The sequence below is a fragment of the Nonomuraea rosea genome (genome assembly GCF_039539705.1).
Taxonomy (GTDB): domain Bacteria; phylum Actinomycetota; class Actinomycetes; order Streptosporangiales; family Streptosporangiaceae; genus Nonomuraea; species Nonomuraea rosea.
Genome location: NZ_BAABDQ010000012.1, coordinates 193,557 through 210,732, shown reverse-complemented (window position 1 = coordinate 210,732; position 17,176 = coordinate 193,557). Strand labels below are relative to the sequence as shown.

General features: G+C 72.0%; 17 protein-coding genes. 11 read left to right on the top strand and 6 right to left on the bottom strand.

Annotation, left to right across the window (positions count from 1 at the left end; all coding sequences use genetic code 11):
* Nucleotides 1–2 precede the first annotated feature (2 nt).
* The 6 genes from ABEA43_RS27380 (at nucleotide 3) to ABEA43_RS27355 (ending at nucleotide 5,506) form a co-directional block, all read left to right on the top strand.
* Nucleotides 3–992 carry an ABC transporter ATP-binding protein gene (locus tag ABEA43_RS27380; protein WP_345566163.1) on the top strand — a complete coding sequence of 330 codons (990 nt, stop codon included), beginning with the start codon at nucleotides 3–5 and terminating at the stop codon, nucleotides 990–992.
* Nucleotides 976–1,989, top strand: a complete 1,014-nt coding sequence (locus ABEA43_RS27375) for an ABC transporter ATP-binding protein (RefSeq protein ID WP_345566161.1) — start codon at nucleotides 976–978, stop codon at nucleotides 1,987–1,989. Before ABEA43_RS27380 ends, ABEA43_RS27375 begins: the two co-directional genes overlap by 17 nt.
* A gap of 55 nt (nucleotides 1,990–2,044) precedes the next feature.
* Entirely contained in the window at nucleotides 2,045–3,226 is a 1,182-nt protein-coding gene (locus ABEA43_RS27370) for a phospholipase D-like domain-containing protein (protein ID WP_345566160.1), read from the top strand.
* Between the two features lie 180 nt (nucleotides 3,227–3,406).
* Nucleotides 3,407–4,702, top strand: coding sequence for an extracellular catalytic domain type 1 short-chain-length polyhydroxyalkanoate depolymerase (locus ABEA43_RS27365; protein WP_345566159.1), 1,296 nt, complete (start codon nucleotides 3,407–3,409; stop codon nucleotides 4,700–4,702).
* Between the two features lie 184 nt (nucleotides 4,703–4,886).
* Nucleotides 4,887–5,012 (top strand): lasso RiPP family leader peptide-containing protein, encoded by a 126-nt coding sequence (locus tag ABEA43_RS27360; protein WP_345566157.1) that lies wholly within the window; start codon nucleotides 4,887–4,889, stop codon nucleotides 5,010–5,012.
* A gap of 164 nt (nucleotides 5,013–5,176) precedes the next feature.
* Nucleotides 5,177–5,506, top strand: coding sequence for a hypothetical protein (locus tag ABEA43_RS27355; protein WP_345566156.1), 330 nt, complete (start codon nucleotides 5,177–5,179; stop codon nucleotides 5,504–5,506).
* A 26-nt stretch (nucleotides 5,507–5,532) separates the two neighbouring features.
* On the opposite strand, the gene ABEA43_RS27350 is transcribed toward ABEA43_RS27355, so the two are convergent.
* The 4 genes from ABEA43_RS27350 to ABEA43_RS27335 form a co-directional block, all read right to left on the bottom strand.
* Nucleotides 5,533–7,314, bottom strand: coding sequence for an AfsR/SARP family transcriptional regulator (locus ABEA43_RS27350; protein ID WP_345566155.1), 1,782 nt, complete (start codon nucleotides 7,312–7,314; stop codon nucleotides 5,533–5,535).
* A gap of 110 nt (nucleotides 7,315–7,424) precedes the next feature.
* Complete coding sequence (locus ABEA43_RS27345; protein WP_345566154.1) at nucleotides 7,425–7,988, bottom strand: GAF domain-containing protein; 564 nt, start codon at nucleotides 7,986–7,988, stop codon at nucleotides 7,425–7,427.
* Nucleotides 7,989–8,044: 56 nt separating this feature from the next.
* Nucleotides 8,045–8,581 (bottom strand): dihydrofolate reductase family protein, encoded by a 537-nt coding sequence (locus ABEA43_RS27340; protein WP_345566152.1) that lies wholly within the window; start codon nucleotides 8,579–8,581, stop codon nucleotides 8,045–8,047.
* A gap of 95 nt (nucleotides 8,582–8,676) precedes the next feature.
* The gene (locus ABEA43_RS27335) at nucleotides 8,677–9,486 is read right to left on the bottom strand and encodes a lytic polysaccharide monooxygenase auxiliary activity family 9 protein (protein ID WP_345566150.1); all 810 of its coding nucleotides are present in this window, start codon (nucleotides 9,484–9,486) and stop codon (nucleotides 8,677–8,679) included.
* A gap of 178 nt (nucleotides 9,487–9,664) precedes the next feature.
* Between ABEA43_RS27335 and ABEA43_RS27330 the strand changes: the two genes are divergently transcribed.
* Nucleotides 9,665–10,162 (top strand): hypothetical protein, encoded by a 498-nt coding sequence (locus tag ABEA43_RS27330; protein WP_345566147.1) that lies wholly within the window; start codon nucleotides 9,665–9,667, stop codon nucleotides 10,160–10,162.
* 110 nt (nucleotides 10,163–10,272) lie between these two features.
* On the opposite strand, the gene ABEA43_RS27325 is transcribed toward ABEA43_RS27330, so the two are convergent.
* Complete coding sequence (locus tag ABEA43_RS27325) at nucleotides 10,273–11,265, bottom strand: helix-turn-helix transcriptional regulator (protein ID WP_345566144.1); 993 nt, start codon at nucleotides 11,263–11,265, stop codon at nucleotides 10,273–10,275.
* A gap of 136 nt (nucleotides 11,266–11,401) precedes the next feature.
* Between ABEA43_RS27325 and ABEA43_RS27320 the strand changes: the two genes are divergently transcribed.
* Nucleotides 11,402–12,523 carry a WD40/YVTN/BNR-like repeat-containing protein gene (locus ABEA43_RS27320; protein ID WP_345566142.1) on the top strand — a complete coding sequence of 374 codons (1,122 nt, stop codon included), beginning with the start codon at nucleotides 11,402–11,404 and terminating at the stop codon, nucleotides 12,521–12,523.
* A 50-nt stretch (nucleotides 12,524–12,573) separates the two neighbouring features.
* Here the strand turns inward: ABEA43_RS27320 and ABEA43_RS27315 are convergent, their stop codons facing one another.
* The gene (locus tag ABEA43_RS27315) at nucleotides 12,574–13,059 is read right to left on the bottom strand and encodes a hypothetical protein (RefSeq protein WP_345566141.1); all 486 of its coding nucleotides are present in this window, start codon (nucleotides 13,057–13,059) and stop codon (nucleotides 12,574–12,576) included.
* A 214-nt stretch (nucleotides 13,060–13,273) separates the two neighbouring features.
* Between ABEA43_RS27315 and ABEA43_RS27310 the strand changes: the two genes are divergently transcribed.
* The 3 genes from ABEA43_RS27310 to ABEA43_RS27300 all read left to right on the top strand — a co-directional run bounded on the left by ABEA43_RS27310 (nucleotide 13,274) and on the right by ABEA43_RS27300 (nucleotide 17,170).
* Nucleotides 13,274–14,917, top strand: a complete 1,644-nt coding sequence (locus ABEA43_RS27310; protein WP_345566139.1) for an FAD-binding oxidoreductase — start codon at nucleotides 13,274–13,276, stop codon at nucleotides 14,915–14,917.
* A 102-nt stretch (nucleotides 14,918–15,019) separates the two neighbouring features.
* The gene (locus ABEA43_RS27305) at nucleotides 15,020–15,610 is read left to right on the top strand and encodes a TetR/AcrR family transcriptional regulator (protein WP_345566137.1); all 591 of its coding nucleotides are present in this window, start codon (nucleotides 15,020–15,022) and stop codon (nucleotides 15,608–15,610) included.
* 99 nt (nucleotides 15,611–15,709) lie between these two features.
* Nucleotides 15,710–17,170, top strand: coding sequence for an FAD-dependent monooxygenase (locus ABEA43_RS27300; protein WP_345566135.1), 1,461 nt, complete (start codon nucleotides 15,710–15,712; stop codon nucleotides 17,168–17,170).
* The last annotated feature ends 6 nt before the right edge of the window (nucleotides 17,171–17,176 follow it).

Here is a 17,176-nt window from a genome sequence, read left to right as displayed (position 1 = left end):
CCATGGTGAACCTGCTGGAGGTCGAGGACCTGGCCGTGGAGTTCGACACGCCGAAGGGCCCGCTGCGGGCCGTGCGCGGGGTGTCGTTCGAGGTCGGCGAGTGCGAGACGCTCGCGATCGTCGGCGAGTCGGGCAGCGGCAAGAGCGTGACCGCGCAGACGCTGATGGGGCTGGTGCCGCTGACGGCCCGGATCGCCGGCGGGCGCGTCACGATCGAGGGGCGCGACGTCGTCGGCCTGCCCGACCGCGAGTGGCGCGAGCTGCGCGGCGAGCGGATCGCGATGATCTTCCAGGATCCGCTGAGCGCGCTCAACCCGTCGCTGACCGTGGGCTATCAGATCGCGGAGATGTTCCGCAGGCATCGCGGCACCCGCCGGGCCGAGGCCCGGCGCCGGGCGGCGGAGCTGATGACGCAGGTCGGCATCCCGGACGCCGAGCGGCGGCTGGACGACCATCCGCACCGCTTCTCCGGCGGCATGCGGCAGCGCGTGATGATCGCGATGGCGCTGGCGCTCGACCCGCGGCTGCTGATCGCCGACGAGCCCACCACCGCGCTGGACGTGACCGTCCAGGCGCAGATCCTGCGGCTGCTGCGGCAGCGTCAGCAGGCCGAGCGGCTGGGCATGATCCTCATCAGCCACGATCTCGGCGTGGTCGCGCGGGCGGCCGACCGGGTGGCCGTCATGTACGCCGGCCGCATCGTGGAGACGGGCACCGTGGCCGAGGTGTACGAGCGGCCCGCGCACCCGTACACGCTGGGGCTGATGCGGGCCGTGCCCGACCCTCGCGACGCCGGCGCCCCGCTGGAGGCGATCGACGGCCAGCCGCCCGACCTGGCCGCGCCGCCCGAAGGCTGTGCCTTCCACCCGCGCTGCCCGTTCGCCAGGGACGTCTGCCGCACGGACGACCCCGCGCCGCGCACGCTCGGCCCCCGCCGGGCCAGCGCCTGCCACTTCGCCGAGGAGGTGATCGTGAATGGCCTCCGAGCCTGAGCCCCTGCTGGAGCTGACCGATCTGGTGACCAGCTACCGGCTGCGCGCCGGGATCGGCCGGGCGGGCGGCGAGGTGCGCGCCGTGGCCGGCGTGAGCCTGACCGTCCGCGCCGGCGAGACCGTCGGCCTGGTCGGCGAGTCCGGGTGCGGCAAGTCCACGATCGCGCGGACCATCGTCGGCCTGGTGCGACCGGCCGCGGGCAGGGTCCTGTTCGAGGGCCGCGACCTGGCCACGCTGCCGGCCAAGGAGCTGCGCCGGTTGCGCAGGGAGATCCAGCTCATCTTCCAGGACCCGTACGCCGCGCTGAACCCGCGCATGACCGTCGCCGCCCTGATCAAGGAGGCCTGGCGGATCCATCCCGGCCTGGTGCCGCGCGAGCGCTGGGACGAGGAGGTACGCGCCCTGCTCGGCCGCGTCGGCCTGCGCCCCGAGCACGCCGGCCGCTACCCCCACCAGTTCTCCGGCGGGCAGCGGCAGCGCATCAGCATCGCCAGGGCGCTGGCGGTGCGGCCCCGGCTGATCGTCTGCGACGAGGCCGTGTCCGCGCTCGACGTCTCGGTACGTGCCCAGATCCTCAACCTGCTCCAGGAGCTGCAGCGGGACCTGGGCGTCGCGTACCTGTTCATCTCGCATGACCTGGGCGTCGTCCGGCACCTGTGCGACCGGGTGGCGGTCATGTATCTGGGCAAGATCGTCGAATCCGGCTCCAAGGAGAGCCTCTACGGCGGCCCGTCGCACCCGTACACGCAGGCGCTGCTGTCGGCGGCGCCGAGCCTGGACGACTGGCGGGACGGCGGGCGGGACGGCGGGCACGGCGAGATCGTCCTGACCGGGGACGTCCCCTCGCCGCTGAACCCGCCGTCGGGCTGCCGGTTCCGTACGCGCTGCTGGCGGGCCGAGGACCGGTGCCGCGAGGAGGAGCCGGCGCTGATCGACCGGGACACGGGCCACCCCGTCGCCTGCCACTTCCCCGGAGTCGTCCACTCGCCCGCCTGACCCCCTGACTCCATCCCCCCGCGTCGAGGCAGGCCGCCTCGTGAAGGAGTGATCCATGCCAGGCAAGCTCATCTCCGCACTCGCCACCGGTGTCGTCACGGGCGCGCTCGCGCTCACGGGCGGCGGCCCGGCCGTGGCCGCGTCGAGCACGTGCGCGGACGCGCCCGTCACGCCCGTCACGACGGGCGCGGTGTTCAACGATCCGGCGGGCGGCGACCCGGCCGCCCTCGTGCGGACCATCTGCGGCCTGGTCCGCCAGACCCCGCCGGGGGCCCGCATCCAGGTCGCGCACTTCGTCATGTCGGGCACGGCGGGCACGGAGTTCGCCGACGCGCTGATCGAGGCGCACCGCCGCGACGTGGACGTACAGGTCGTCCTGGACGGTGACACGCGCGGCGCGGCCATCGCCGCGAAGCTGTCGGCCGAGCTGGGCACCGATCCCGCGGCCGGCTCGTGGGTGCACGTCTGCACCGGGCCGCCGTCGGGAGGCACGGCCGCGTGCATCGGGAACAAGGGGCAGCACAACAAGTTCTACCTGTTCTCCCGCACCGGCGGCGCCTCCGACGTGGTGGTGCAGTCGTCGGCCAACCTGACCGACCTCAACTCCTCCACGTACTGGAACAACGCGGTCGTCCTGCCCGGCAACCGCGCCCTGTACGCGGCCTACGCCGGCTACTTCGCCGACCTGGCGGCCGAGCGCAAGGACCTCGACTACTACCGGGTCGTCAGGACCGGCTCGCGGGGCGGCCCGGTGCACGCGCACTTCTTCCCCAAGGCGAGCGGCGACCCCATCCTGACCTACCTCGGCAAGGTGTCCTGCAAGGGCGGCACGACGATCCGCGTCGGCATGTCGGAATGGGACACCTACCGCATCGCGATCCCGGAGAAGCTGCGCGACCTGGCCGCGCGCGGCTGCACGGTGCGGATCGTGTACGGGATCATGGACGACGAGGTCAAGCGGCTCCTGCTGGCCGAGCCGCGCGTCGAGCTGCGCGTCCTGGGCGACGGGAGCGCGCTGCCCGGTCGCGTCCACTCCAAGTATCTGCTGGTCGAGGGCACGTACGACGGCGAGCGCGATGCCCGCTGGGTCTTCACCGGCAGCCACAACTACAACGAGACCTCGCTGCGCCGCAACGACGAGACCCTGCTGCGCATCGGCAACCTGGCCGTGTACGACCAGTACGCGGCCAACTTCGAGCGGATGCGCGCCGTCGCGCCGCCGGCCGTGCAGCCCTGACGTCTCCCTGGGCCTGCTCCGGCGGATGAAACTTTCGCGGCCCATCAGATCGTTTCCGCACGTTGGAGCAGGCCACAGCGGGGGTCAAGGGTCCTGCGCTTGCCAATTTGAAACTTTCGCTTCAATATCGAAATGTTTCGGGCGCGAGCGAAAGGGCCTCGGATGAGAGTGCGAGTTCGTATGGCGGGATTCACGATCATGGCGGCGGTGCTCGCCGCCACGGGCCTGGCGCTGGCCACACCGGCCTCGTCGGCCCAGCTGACGGAGATCACCGGCTTCGGCACCAACCCCAGCAACCTGCGGATGCATCTGTACGTCCCCGACGGCGTCGGAGCCCGGCCGCCGGTCCTGGTCGCCGTGCACTACTGCACCGGCTCAGGCCCCGCCTTCTACTCGGGCACCGAGTTCGCCTCGCTGGCCGACCGGTACAAGTTCATCGTCGTCTACCCGTCGGCCACCAGAAGCGGCGCCTGCTTCGACGTCTCCTCGCCGCAGGCGCTGCGGCACGACGGCGGCAGCGACCCGGTGGGCATCGTGTCGATGACCAGGTACGTCCAGCAGCGCTACGGCGGCGACCCCGACCGCACGTTCGTCACCGGGGCGTCCTCCGGCGCGATGACGACCAACGTGCTGCTCGGCGACTATCCCGACGTGTTCAAGGCGGGGTCGGCGTACATGGGCGTGCCGTTCGCCTGCTTCGCCACCACCGACGGGTCGAGCTGGAACAGCGCGTGCGCCAACGGGCAGATCGTGCGCACGCCGCAGCAGTGGGGTGACCTGGTGCGGGCGGCGTACCCGGGCTACAGCGGGGCGCGGCCCCGGATGCAGATCTGGCACGGCACCGAGGACGCCACCCTGCGCTATCCCAACTTCCAGGAGCAGATCAAGCAGTGGACCAACGTCCACGGCCTGAGCCAGACGCCGAGCCTCACCGACACGCCGCAGGCGGGCTACACCCGCACGCGGTACGGCGGCACGGGCGGCATGGCGCCGGTCGAGGCGATCAGCATCCAGGGAGCGGGGCACGACCTGCCCAGGGCCGGGATGGCCGCCGAGACGATCCGCTTCTTCGGCCTGAACACCGGCCCGACGAGCACTCCCACCGTCACGCCGACCGTGACGCCCACGGTGACTCCCACCGTGACCCCGACGGCCACGGGCCCCTGCCAGGTGACGTACACGATGAACACCTGGAACACGGGCTTCACGACCGCGATCTCGATCACCAACTCGAGCTCGGCGCCGGTGAGCGGCTGGCGGCTGGCCTTCACGCTGCCACAGGGGCAGACGGTCACCTCCGCGTGGAACGCCTCCGTCTCGCCGTCCACCGGTCAGGTCACCGCGACGAACGCCTCCTACAACGGCTCCATCGCGCCGGGAGCGTCGGTCTCGTTCGGCTTCCAGGCCACCCATGCGGGCAACACGGCCAAGCCCGCCTCCTACGCACTCAACGGCACCACCTGCTCGGCCGCCTGAGCAGGCCGGCTGGACCGTCCCCGCTCCCCCTCCAGCGCACGGGAGCGGGGACCAGCCATGTCCGGGGCCCTGGGGAATCGGCGGGGAAGCGGCCGGGAAACGGGGCCGGGCACGATCGTCAATGTCAGAGGCAAGGACGAGCGAAACAAAGGCTCCCCCCGGACAACCCAGGAAAGGAACGTCCATGAAGGAGATCAAGGGCATGTACGAGGCGCCGTCTTTCACAGAGGCCGGCGACTTCTCGGAGCTCACGCAACGCCCCGGGAACGGCACCTGCGCCGACAGCACCTGGGGCTACTACCGGGACTGACCGGGCCTTGCCCGGCGGTCAACACCCGGGAGAGTGAGAGGCGGCGGCACCGGCGGCGCCGGATTCCACTCTCCCGGGCACACCCTTCTCAACGCATCAGGAGTAGTCCCATGTTGTGGCGTCTGTCGGCAAACGTGACGATGACCGAAACCAGTATGGGAGCCATGTCCAAGGTGAGCGGCTGTCTGGCCGCCGCCGGCGTGCTTCTCCAGCACCACAGGTACGCCGTCGTCGTCGCCGCGCTCGCCGTGGGCGTGGCGATCGCGGGATGGGTGCTGATCAGCCTTTTCCTCTCCACGCCGGTCGCCAGGGACAAGGGCCTGGTCATCCCCGCGAGCGGGCTGTCAGGGAACGTGGCGGAGCTCCCGTACGACCGGACCCTCGTCGAAGCCGGGCCCCAGGCGGGCCAGCGGACCCAGCAGGCCCTGCGCGCCCTCGTCGGCCTGGCCACGCTCGTCAGGGTGGAGCGCATCGGCGAGTTCCGCGACGCGTAAGTGGCCTGCTGCGGCCCGGCGGCCGGTCAGCCGCAGTACTGTGCGGCCGGGACGAGGACGGCGGCGAGTGCGCGCATCACGGCGGCGTCCAGCTCGCTGATCGGGTCCTCGGCCAGCGCCCGCGCCCGTGCGTGCGCGAGGACCAGGTTGTCGCACCCGTACGCGAGCGGCAGCCCGCCGCCGACCCCCCGCACGGTGACGACGCGGGCGTCGATGAGCGCCTCGATCAGCTCCTCGGCCTCCGCCGCGCAGACCTCCAGGAGCTCGGACGCCTCCAGCAGGGAGAGTTCGGCGCTCCCGTAATAGCCGATCCTGCGCAGCAGGGCACGAGCCTCGGGCGGCAGCGCGTGGTAGCCGGCGTCGAGCGCGGGCCGTACGTCCAGGTCGTCGTGGCGCAGCTCCCCCAGGATCCGGTCGCGGTCCTCCAGCCGCGCGGCCAGGGTCGCGACCCGCCAGTGCGGCTTGGCCGCCAGCTTCGCGGCCGCGATGTCGAGCGCCAGCGGCAGGCCGCCGCACAGCTCGCTCACCCGCCGGGTGGCCTCGGGCTCGGCGGCCAGCCGGTGCGCGCCGGCCCCGTCGGCGAGCAGCGTCCACGCGTCGCCGGGCGGCAGCTCGCCCAGCGTGATCTCCACGGCCTCGCGCAGGGACGCCAGGGACGCCCGGCCGGTCGCGATGAGGGCGCACGCGTCACCGGCCGGGAGGAGGGGGCGGATCTGGGCCGCGCTGGTCACGTTCTCCAGCATGATGAGGATCCGGCGGTCGGCGAGGAGCGTCTGCAGGCGGCCACGGCGCTCGTCGGGCCGCTCGGGCACGCTCGTCTCACCGAGCGCGCGCAGCATGCCGGGCAGCGCGCCGTCCGGGTCGGCGCTGTACAGCGAGCCGTCCGGGAACATCTCCGCCGCCCGATGGGCCGCCTCCAGCGCCAGCGTGGACTTGCCCGACCCGGCCGAGCCGGTGATCGTCACCGCGCCGCGGCCGCCTTCCAGCGCCGTCTGGATCCGCCGCAGCTCCGCGCCGCGACCGGCGATCCGCACCGGGCGGCGGGGCAGCTGGCGCGGCGCCGGCGCGTCCGGGCCGGGGCCGTCCGCGCGCACGACGGGCTCCTGGCGGAGGATCTGCTCGTAGAGCCGCCGCACCTCGGGCGAGGGGTCGATGCCCAGCTCGTCGGCGAGGTCCGCGCGCAGCCTGGTGTAGGCGGCGATGGACTCGCCCGTGCGGCCCGCCCGGTAGCAGGCCGCCATGAGCTGCCAGTGGAACCGCTCGCGCAGCGGATGCTCCCCGACCAGCCGGCGCAGCTCGGGGATCAGCTCGTCGTGCCGGCCGATCGCCAGGTCCGCCTCGATCCGATCCTGTACGGCGCTCAGCCGCCGCTCCTCCCACTCCACCGCCATCGAACGGAAGACGTCGCTGTCCAGGCCGGCCAGCGCCGGTCCGCGCCACACCTTGAGCGCCTCGCGCAGGATCCTGGCCTTGGACCCCGGCTGCGCCGCCGAGCCCGCCCGCTCGGTCAGGTCCTTGAACTGCCAGGCGTCCACGGCGTCCCTGCTCACGTCGAGCAGGTACGAGCCGTCGCGCTCGACGACGCACACGCTGTGCTTGCGCAGCTCGCCGACGCCGCGATGGACCTGGTTGCGGGCGCTCTTGGCCGGGCTCTCGCCGTACAGGCCGTCGATCAGGGAGTCGAGGCTGACCAGGCGGCCGGGTGACAGGAGCAGGCGAGCCATGACCGCCTTCGAGCGTTTGGTGGCGAGCCTGATCTCGCTGTTTCCCCTCCAGAGGGCCACCGTGCCCAGTAAGCCGAATCTCATGGTCACCCGTCCTTCGCCGAGATCTGTGAGTTCAAGATTCTCGGCGACCCCCTATGGGGGACAACCCCTATGACCTCTACCCATAGCGGTCGGCACACCGAATTTAGGGGTCAAATAGGCGGGCAGGAGCGCAGCAGGCGGCTCGCCCGCTGGGCCAGCGGCCACATCAGGCGCTGGCCCACCTCGACGAGCTGGCGGACCTCCCGGTAATGGACCGACAGCATGCCCAGCAGCGCGCCCTGTCCGTCCAGCAAGGGGGTGGAGTGCACCGTGCGCACGCCGGCGGCCAGCAGGATCCGCAGCGCCTGGGTGCCGGCCAGCTCGGGGTCTCGCGCGACGTCGCGGACCATGACCGGCGCGGTCCGCGCCATCGCCCGGCCGCACACCGAGCCGGCCTCGTCGCGTACGACCTCGAAGAAGCGCAGGAACGGCGCGCCGAACCCGCGCTGCGCGGCGATGCGCAACCCGCCGCCCGTCTCGTCGAGCAGTTGCAGGTTGCCCATGTCGGCGCCGGCCAGCTCGATCGCGGCGTCGAGCGCGGCTTCCGCGACCCTCTGCCGGTCGGAGCTCAGCCCCAGGCCGGGATCCAGGAACATGCGCAGCGACGTCCGCTGGACCGCCCGGCCCGGCGGCGGCACTTCGCGCGGCGGGCGCGGTTGCTCAAGGATGTCCATCGATCCGATCCTGCCACTGCCGCCGCGCGGGTACGCCCACGCCCCTGGCCGCGGGGCTACTTCGGCCCGTACGTGAGGACCACGATGCCCGACGTGAAGCGGGTCGTCGCCAGCAGGTTCAGGTGCGTGACGTCCAGGCCGTCGAACAGCCGGTCACCGCCGCCCGCGACGGCGGGGAACGTCCAGAAGTGGAACTCGTCGACCAGCCCGTTGTCGATCAGCGTGCGGTCGAGCCGCCCGGTGCCGAACTTGAGGATGTTCTCGCCCGGCTGCCGCTTCAGCTCGGCCACGGCGGTCGCGACGTCCCCCTCGATCAGCGTGCCGTTCCAGTCGCCCGCCTCCTTCAGCGTGGTGGAGGCGACGTACTTGGGCAGGCTGTTGATCCGGTCGGTGTACGGGTCTCCCGACCGCGTGCCCCACGCCTCGGCGAAGCCCTGGTAGGTCTCCCGGCCCAGAAGCAGCGCGTCGGAGGAGAACAGCAGCTTGGCGGCGTAGTCGCTGTGCTCCTCATCCCAGTACGGCGGGCCCCAGACCTCGGGCGAGCTGATGACCCCGTCCAGGGTGACGAACGTCGACTCGATGAGCTTCCTCATGGCGTTCTCCTCCGGTTGCTTTGACTGATGGCTTCAGCCTGCCGGAGCGCGCTTACGGTTTACTGCTCATCCCCTTCAGGTGCCGCCGGATCCCGCTACCGAGGGTCGCGGCGGCCCGCACGGACGGCGATGACCATCGCCGCACCCGCCCCTGCGACGAGCAGCATCACCACGCCCGCCTGCCAGGGAATCCCGTCCGTACTCGTGACCTGGTACGCCGCCGCCGCGGCGGGCCTGGCCGGCGCCGCCGTGGCACGGTTCTTGAAGATCACGTCGGAGCAGGAGTAGTAGGTGTCCGGCGTATCGGAGTTCTGCCAGATCGTGTAGATCAGGTGGCGGCCGGCCCGTCCGCTGGGGAGCCGGCCCTTGAAGATGTAGGAGCCGTCGGCCAGCTTCGGGTCGGTGACCTTGAGGAAGGGCTTGCTCTCCAGGTCGGCCCACTTCAGCGGCTTGGCCGGGTCATAGCCGGATTTCGTGACGTAGAGCCGGAAGGTGCCGCTGTGCGCGATCGTGCCCCGGTACTCGAAGGTGTGGCTCGCGCCCGGCTTCAGCGTGGTCGCCGGCCAGTCGGAGCGGGCCAGGTCGAGGCCCTTGAAACCGGCCAGGCCGCCGCTGCACAGCTTGCCGTCCGGGATCACCGCGCGATCCTTGCCCGCGACGTTCGCCACCCGGAGGTTGTCCCATTCGCCGGGCATGACCGAACCGGACACCTTCGCCGCCGCGCGGCAGGCCGCCGCCTTCGCGCTCAGCGTGCTGTCAGCGCCGCACGCCGCCGCCCTGCTGAGCGGGCTCTCCAGCGCGCCGTGCGCTCCCGCCGGCCGGGCGAGCCCGCCCAGTCCCGCGAGCAGGACCGCTGACAACAACAGCCCGGCGCCCGCGCGCCTGCCCAAGATCCGGTGCCGCACGTGGGCCGCCCCTTCCTGCCTCGTCCTACAGCAGAGGTACGGGCCTGCGGCCGCTCCAGTTCAAAAATGAGCGGCCGGCATCGCACGGACATGCCGCAACGTGGCTGCAACGGCGTCCGAAACCATCGAGGCATCGGACGGGCGGGGGAACCGCCCCGGATGCGAGGAGTGATGGTTCATGTCCACTTCGACTCTGCCAAGGACGCGGGCACGCTGGGCGGCCTGCGCCGCCGCGCTGGCCGCGCTCGCGACCGTGGGACTGGTGACCCCGGCGCACGCCGCGGTGCCGCCCGAGGTGATCATCGCTGACACGTTCGCCACCAGAACGGTGACCGCCAACACGCCGGCCACCTTCCAGTTCAGCGTCCCGGCCGGGCACTGGACGGCCGTGGCGACGCTGACGGCCCGCAACAACACCGCGACGGCGGCCCCGCTGTCCTGCAGCTTACTGATCATCAGTGGCAGCAGCACGAACAACACCGGCGTGGTCTCCACGGTGCTCCCCAACGGCCAGCTCGCGAGCCTTTCCACCGGTACGGCGCGGACCGTGCAGACCTCGGGGGTGGTCCGGCTCGTGTGCCAGGCCACGTCGAGCACCACCACCAACATGTCGGTGTTCAACGTGAACATCATGGCGTCCAAGGCCAACGCACTCACCCGGGTGAACCTCGGCTGAGCCGCCCCTCGGGTCCCGCGAGGGCGGCCGGGCCGGCGTGCTCTGGGGGGCGCGCCGGCCCTGTCCGGTGAGGGTGGCGAGCTGGCGGCGGCCGTCCGCGGGGCCGGGGATCACACCTCGCCCCACCAGCCGCGCCGGGCGGCGAGCAGGCCCGCCTGGAACCGGGTGCGCGCGCCGAGCCGGTCCATCAGCTCACTGACCCGCCGGTGCACCGTACGCAGGCTCACCCCGAGCTGACGCGCCACCGCCTCGTCCTTGAGCCCGGCCGCCAGCAGCGTGAACAGCTCAGGATCCGGCGACCCCTCCGCACCGAGGACGTCCCCGGAGGGCTTGGCGGGCAGCGGCAGCGACGACCGCCACAACACCTCGAAGAGGGTGACCAGCGCGTCGAGCAGCGTCGAGGAGTGGACGACGACCGCGCTGTCGGCATGGGCGGCCGCGTCGGTGCTGAGCGGCAGGATCGCGGTGCGCCGGTCGGCGATGGCCAGCTTCATGGGCACCTCGGGGCTGATCCTGGCCTGCTCGCCGGCCGCGGCCGACTCCTGGGCCAGGCGCAGCTTGCCGGGGATCTCCAGGGCCGACACGTCGTAGATGCCGCGGACGAGGACGCCGTGTTCGAGGCGTTCGAGCTCGGCGACGTTCTGCTCGGTCGGGTCCTGGGCGTATGGTGGCCGGTCCAGCACCAGCAGCTCCTCGGTGGCGCACTGCTGCAGCTGCGCGAACCGCTGGACCACGGCCGCCTGCCCCTGCACGACCTCGACCAGCTCCTCGGGCGCCAGGTTCTCCATCCGCGGCGTCTCGGCGAGCAGCGCGAGCGCGGCCACACGAGCCTGGGCCAGTCCCTCCTCCCTGCGCGAGATGAGCGCGGCGACCGCGACGTCCGGCCGGATCGGCAGGAACCGGACGGGACGCCCCGCCATGCGGCTGACCAGGCCCAGCGCCTCCAGCCTGGAGAACGCCCGGCGCAGGGCCACGGTGGTGCGGCCGGTGTGCTCGGCCAGCTCGGGCAGGGTCGCCCGCGGGCGGCGCAGCAGGTCTCGGTAGATTCGCTCGTCATCGGCGTCCACCCCGACGGCCGACAGCGCGTTGTCCTCGGCGTTCATGATCCACGATCTTGTCAGATCCACGCAATGTCGTAAACCTGCCAGCCATTGCGCTAGCTTCGGCGATCCACTCCCCGGTAGGACAAGACATGGGACCTTCCGACGTCCCATGTGCTCGGCCTAACAGGGAGACATTGTGAACAAGGTGCTCACCATCGGGCTCGCGGCCGCGCTCGCGGTCCTGTCCGCCGGGCCCGCCGCCGCGGACCCGGAGCAGGCCGGCGACGGCTTCGACGGTTCCGGCCGCTGGCGGCAGCCGGCCTGCGAGACGGTCACGGGTGACGGCACGGTGACGTACACGCGGAATGAGGGCAGGACCCTTGTGCCGACCAGCAAGGTGCTGCAGCCGGTCGTCTACACCACCGGGCTGGTCACGCTCGACCGCCCCGGCCAGTTGCTCTCCCTGTCGAACAACCTGCTGTCGCGCTCCGATGACGCCGGCTGCACGTGGGCGCCGGTGAGCAAGGTGAACGGCTCGCACGTCGAGCTGGTGGCGGCCCGCGGCGGCCGGGCCTACGCCTGGGACCGGGACGGCAACCTCTCGCTCGCCACGCCCGGCGGCAGCACCCCGCTCACCTCGCCGGCCGGTGAGGTGGCCGGGCTCGGGGCCGACCGGCTGCGCGCCGACCGCCTGCGGGTGGCCGACGGGGACGGTCAGCTGCGCGAGTCGAAGGACGGCGGGCGCACGTGGCGGCCCGTGGGGGTGCCCGCGTGGCCGCAGAGCGAGCTGCTCATGGTGTACACGGCGGTGTTCGACCCGTACAACCTGAACCACGTGGTGCTGGGCGCCGCCGGCGTCGGCGCGCGCGTCACCTACGACGGCGGCCGCACGTGGCGCACGGCCTCCGGGCTGGGCGACCGGGTCAACGTGTTCAGCGCGGCGATCTCCCCCGCCGCGCCCAACGTCGTGTACGCGATGGGCCTCAACCTGGCGGAGCTGGACGCGGGCGTGCCCTCGGGCGGCCGGCACATCTACCGCTCGCTCGACGGCGGCCGGCACTTCACCCCGATCGTGGACCACGGGAACGAGGTCACGCTGCAGAACGGCCCGCCGATCGCCGCCCACCCGACGGACCCCGGCGTCGTGTACTTCACGTTCGGGACGGGCTGGTCGGCGACCGGCACGGACATCTACACCTACGACTCGCGCAGCAACCGGGTCACCACGCGGCACAACGCCTACGACCGGGTCACGTCCATCACGTTCAACCCGGCGAACCCGAGGGTGATGTACCTGGGGGTGTCCGAGGAGGTCTGACCCGCGCGGAAAAGACGACGGCAGCGCCGGGACCGGCGCTGCCGTCAGCGTCACTTCGACAGGTAGAGAGTCTTCCAGGTGCCCGCGTACAGGCAGTTCAGCGACGGCTTGGCCGACTTGCCACCGGCGCAGACCTTGAGCTCGACCTGGTAGACGTCGTGGTACTCGAAGGAGAAGCGCTTGGCGGTGCGGTAGGTGCAGTCGCGGACGCTGTGGTGCTTGAACGGCAGGTTGTTCTTCGCGTCCCGATAGGTGATGCGGAAGACGGCCCAGCCGCAGGTGGCTGACCTGCGGGAATAGTCGTACACCTGGCCGGAGACCTTCAGCGTGGCGGCGGCCGGGATGTCGGCGTGGTCCTCGCCGGAGACCGTCAGCAGGCCCGCGGCCTTGGCGGCGTGGCCGGGAGCGTAGTAGGGGCCCCACGTCTTGACGGCCGAGTCCGTAGCGGGCGTCGCGGCCTGGGCGTCGGTGCTGATCGCGAGGGTCGTGAGGGTGGCGGCGGTGGCCAGGACGGCGAGACTGCGGCTGATCGTCATCGGGGGGCGATCCTTTCCTGGTGGAATGGCCACAGTGTGCGATTGCCCGATTTCAAGCCGCTTGCTGTGAATAAACTGCTGCTTTCAACCTTCTTGCCGGTACGGGTGTAACTACGTCCACCCCCGCCGTACGCCTGGATGCATTCTCCGGATCCGCCCCCGCTTCTAGCGTCAGAGGCACATATTTCCGGACCAGCACCAGGGGGTGGGGATCATGGGCGAGGTCACACGCCGCGGGTTCCTCGGCGGCACGGCGGCATTGGGCGGCACGGCGGCGGCAGCGGGCTTCGCCCCGGCCGCCCTGGCATCGGGCACCGCGTTGACATCGGGCGCTGGGGCGCCGGCTTTCGGCCCGGTCGTCGTACGGCCGGGCGACCCCCGCTACGAGGACCTGGCGGTCCGCAGGACGAACCAGCGCTTCCGCCACGAACCCGACTACTTCCATCTGGCCGGCTCCACGGAACAGGTCGTGGCGGCCGTGACCGAGGCCGTCCGCGCGAACCGCCGGGTGACCGTGCGCAGCGGCGGCCACTGCTACGAGAACTTCATCGGCGACGGCGCGCAGGTGGTGATCGACCTGTGCGAGATGTCGGAGGTGTACTTCGACGAGAAGCGCGGCGCGTTCGCCATCGAGGCGGGGGCCACGCTGATGCAGGCCTACCGCGAGCTGTATCTCGGGTGGGGCGTCACCATCCCCGGTGGCCAATGCGGGGGCGTGGCCGCCGGGGGGCACATCGCGGGCGGCGGGTACGGCCCGCTGTCCCGCCGCCACGGCCTCACCGTGGACCACCTGGAGGCCGTCGAGGTCGTGGTCGTCGACAAGTCGGGACGGGTCCGCGCGGTGGTGGCGAGCAGGAACCCGGCCGACCCGAACCACGACCTGTGGTGGGCACACACGGGCGGCGGCGGCGGGAACTTCGGCATCGTGACCCGGTACTGGATGCGCGACCCGGCCGCCAAGGGCGACGACCCGTCCAAGCTGCTCCCCCGGCCGCCCGCCACGGTGCTGTCCGGCGTGGCCATCTGGTCCTGGAACGGCATGACCAGGGAGTCGTTCCGCCGCCTGCTGCGCAACCACGGCGAATGGCACGCGCGCAACAGCGCCCCCGGGAGCCCGTACGCCTCGCTGTGGGGGTCTCTGCTGATCCCGGGGCGGCAGCCGGGGGCCGATCCCGGCGGGATCATCATGCCCACCCAGATCGACGCCGGCGTGCCGGGCGCGGAGCAGCTCCTGCGCGACCACTTCGCCGCCGTGGCCGAGGGCGTCACCCCCGAGGTGTTCGTGCCGCCGCTGCAGCGCGACCCGTGGTTCCAGGCGGTGCGCACGTTGTCGCTCGGCGCCGAGTCGGAGTCGGGACGGTACAAGGGCAAGTCCGCGTACCTGCGTGAGCCGCTCACCGACGAGCAGGCGGACGTGGCCTTCGACGCGCTGGGGACGGCCGGCGAGGTCTCGCGGACCGGGATGCTCTGGCTCCTGTCGTACGGGGGCCAGGTCAACGCGGTACGCCCGGCCGCCACCGCGACGGTCGAGCGCGGGTCGATGCTGAAGATGCTGCACCTGGCCACCTGGGAGCCGGGCCAGGACGGCGCCGCGCAGCTCGCCTGGGTCCGCGAGCTGCATCGCAAGACGTTCGAGGCCACCGGAGGCGCGCCGGTGCCCGGGGGCGCGTGCGGCGGCGCGTACATCAACTACCCCGACGTGGACCACGCCGATCCCGAGTGGAACACCTCCGGCGTGCCGTGGTCCACGATCTACTACGGCGCCGGCTACGCCCGCCTGCAGCGGGTGAAGGCCCGCTGGGACCCGCGCGACGTGTTCCGCCACGCCCTGTCGGTACGGCCGCCCGGCGGCTCGTGACGCCGCGCGCCCTCGCCCGTCCGGTGTGCCGAGCACGCCGGGAACCACTGTTACGGTAGTACTAGAGCCATAGTGGATGGGTGAGACCCGAAGGGTGACCAGGTGCCACCGCGCAACCAGCAACGGCGTGACCTTCTGGCCGATGCGGCCATCGACATCATCGTCGCGGAAGGGCTGCACGGGCTGTCGCACCGCACCGTGGACGTGCGGGCGGACGTGCCACGGGGCACGACGTCCAACTACTTCCGCTCCCGCGAGTCGCTGCTTGAGGCGATCGTGCGGCGCATCGTGCACCTCCATTTCGAGCTGATCGACGACCTGCGGGCGGGCGCGACCGGCGGCGACGGGCTGACCGAGCTGCTCGGCGACGTGGTGGAGCAGGCGCTGGGCCGGTTCAAGGGGCGCTATGTGGCGCTGTTCGAGCTGGCGCTGGAGAGCACGCGAAGGCCCGAGCTCCAGGAGGCGTTCGCCCGCATCTCCGGCGAGGCCATGACGTTCACCCGCGAGGCGCACAGGACCGGCGGTCACGAGCCGCCGGCCGAGGAGATCGCGCTGCTCAACGCGTTCTACAACGGCGTGCTGTTCACCTCGCTGGTGATGCCGCAGGCATTGGGCGGCCGGACGCCGGGCGAGGTCACCCGCGCGATGCTGCGGCGGGTGCTGGACCAGCCGAGTCAAGCACAGCTACAGTAGTACTATAACGGTAGTGGATAGAGGCACGGTAGATAGGCACGGTCATCGGGCACACCCGGTCACCGGCAGGTGGCCGCACCGCACTCAAGGAGGCCTCCCATGACCCCTGACCACGTGATCGTCGCCGGCGCCGGGCCGACCGGGCTGGCCCTCGCCGCCGAGCTGGCCCTGGCCCGTGTCCGCTGCACGATCCTGGAGAAACGCGCCGACCTGCCCAACATCACCCGCGCCTTCGGCGTGAACGCCCGCACGCTGGAGCTCCTCGACTCCCGCGGCCTGGCCGGCGAGGTCATCAGCCGGGGCAACAAGGTGCCGCGGGCGCAGGCCAACGTGGGCGTCTACGTCGACTTCAGCAAACTGGCCAGCCGCTACCCGTTCATGCTGATCGTCCCGCAGAGCGGCACGGAAGGAGTGCTGGAAGAGCGGTGCCGGGCGCTCGACGTGACCATCGAGCGCGGGGCCGAGGTGGTGGGCGTGCGGCAGGACGACGACTGGGTGGACGTCGAGATCGAGGGCCCGGACGGCCGCCGGGTCGAGCGCGCGGCCTACCTGGTGGGCTGCGACGGCGCCCACAGCACCGTGCGCGAGCAGGTCGGGGCCCGGTTCGTCGGCGAGCGCTACGACGTCAACCTGCTCCTGGCCGACGTACGCCTGTCGGACCCGCCGAGCGAGGTGCTGTTCGGCCGCGCCAACGCCGCCGGCATCCAGTTGCTCATCCCCTTCGGCGACGGCTTCCACCGCTCGATCTCCTTCCTGCACGGCGCCGCGCCCGGCGACCAGCCGCCCACTCTCGACGAGGTGCGCCGCGTCACCCGGCAGATCGCCGGCAGCGACTACGGTATGACCGAGGCCCGCTGGATGAGCCGCTTCCACAGCGAGCGCAAGCAGGCCGAGCACTACCGCTTCGGCCGCGTGCTGCTGGCCGGCGACGCCGCGCACGTCCACTCCCCCGCCGGCGCGCAGGGCATGAACACCGGCATCGGCGACGCCACGAACCTCGGCTGGAAGCTCGCCGCCACGGTGCACGGCACCGCGCCGGCCTGGCTGCTCGACACGTACGAGGCCGAGCGCCATCCCGTCGGCGAGCGGGTGCTCAAGGTGACCGACCGGATGTTCCGGATGGTCATGATGCGCTCCGGCCTGCTCCAGCGGCTCGCCCGGGTGGCCATGCGGCTCGCCTTCCGCATCGAGCCGGTCCAGCGGGTGCCGCGGACGTTCCTGTCCGGCATCGGCACCTCCTACCCGCCCGACGGGGACCGGCCGCACCGCCTGGCCGGGACGTACGCGCCGGACGTCACGCTGGGCGGCATCCGGCTGGCCGAGGCGCTGCGCACCGGGCGGTTCGTCCTGCTCGACACGACGTCCGCGCACGCGGCGGCCGACCTTGCCGGCAAGGAGTACGCCGACCAGGTCGTGACCCTCACGGGCAGCGACGGCGGCCTGCCCGCGGTGATGCTGGTCCGCCCGGACGGCTATGTCGCCTGGGCGACCGACGACCATGGCGGCGCCGCCGTGGCGGCCGGGCAGGCGCTCGCGAGGTGGCTGGGGCGGGAGGCGTGACTCTTC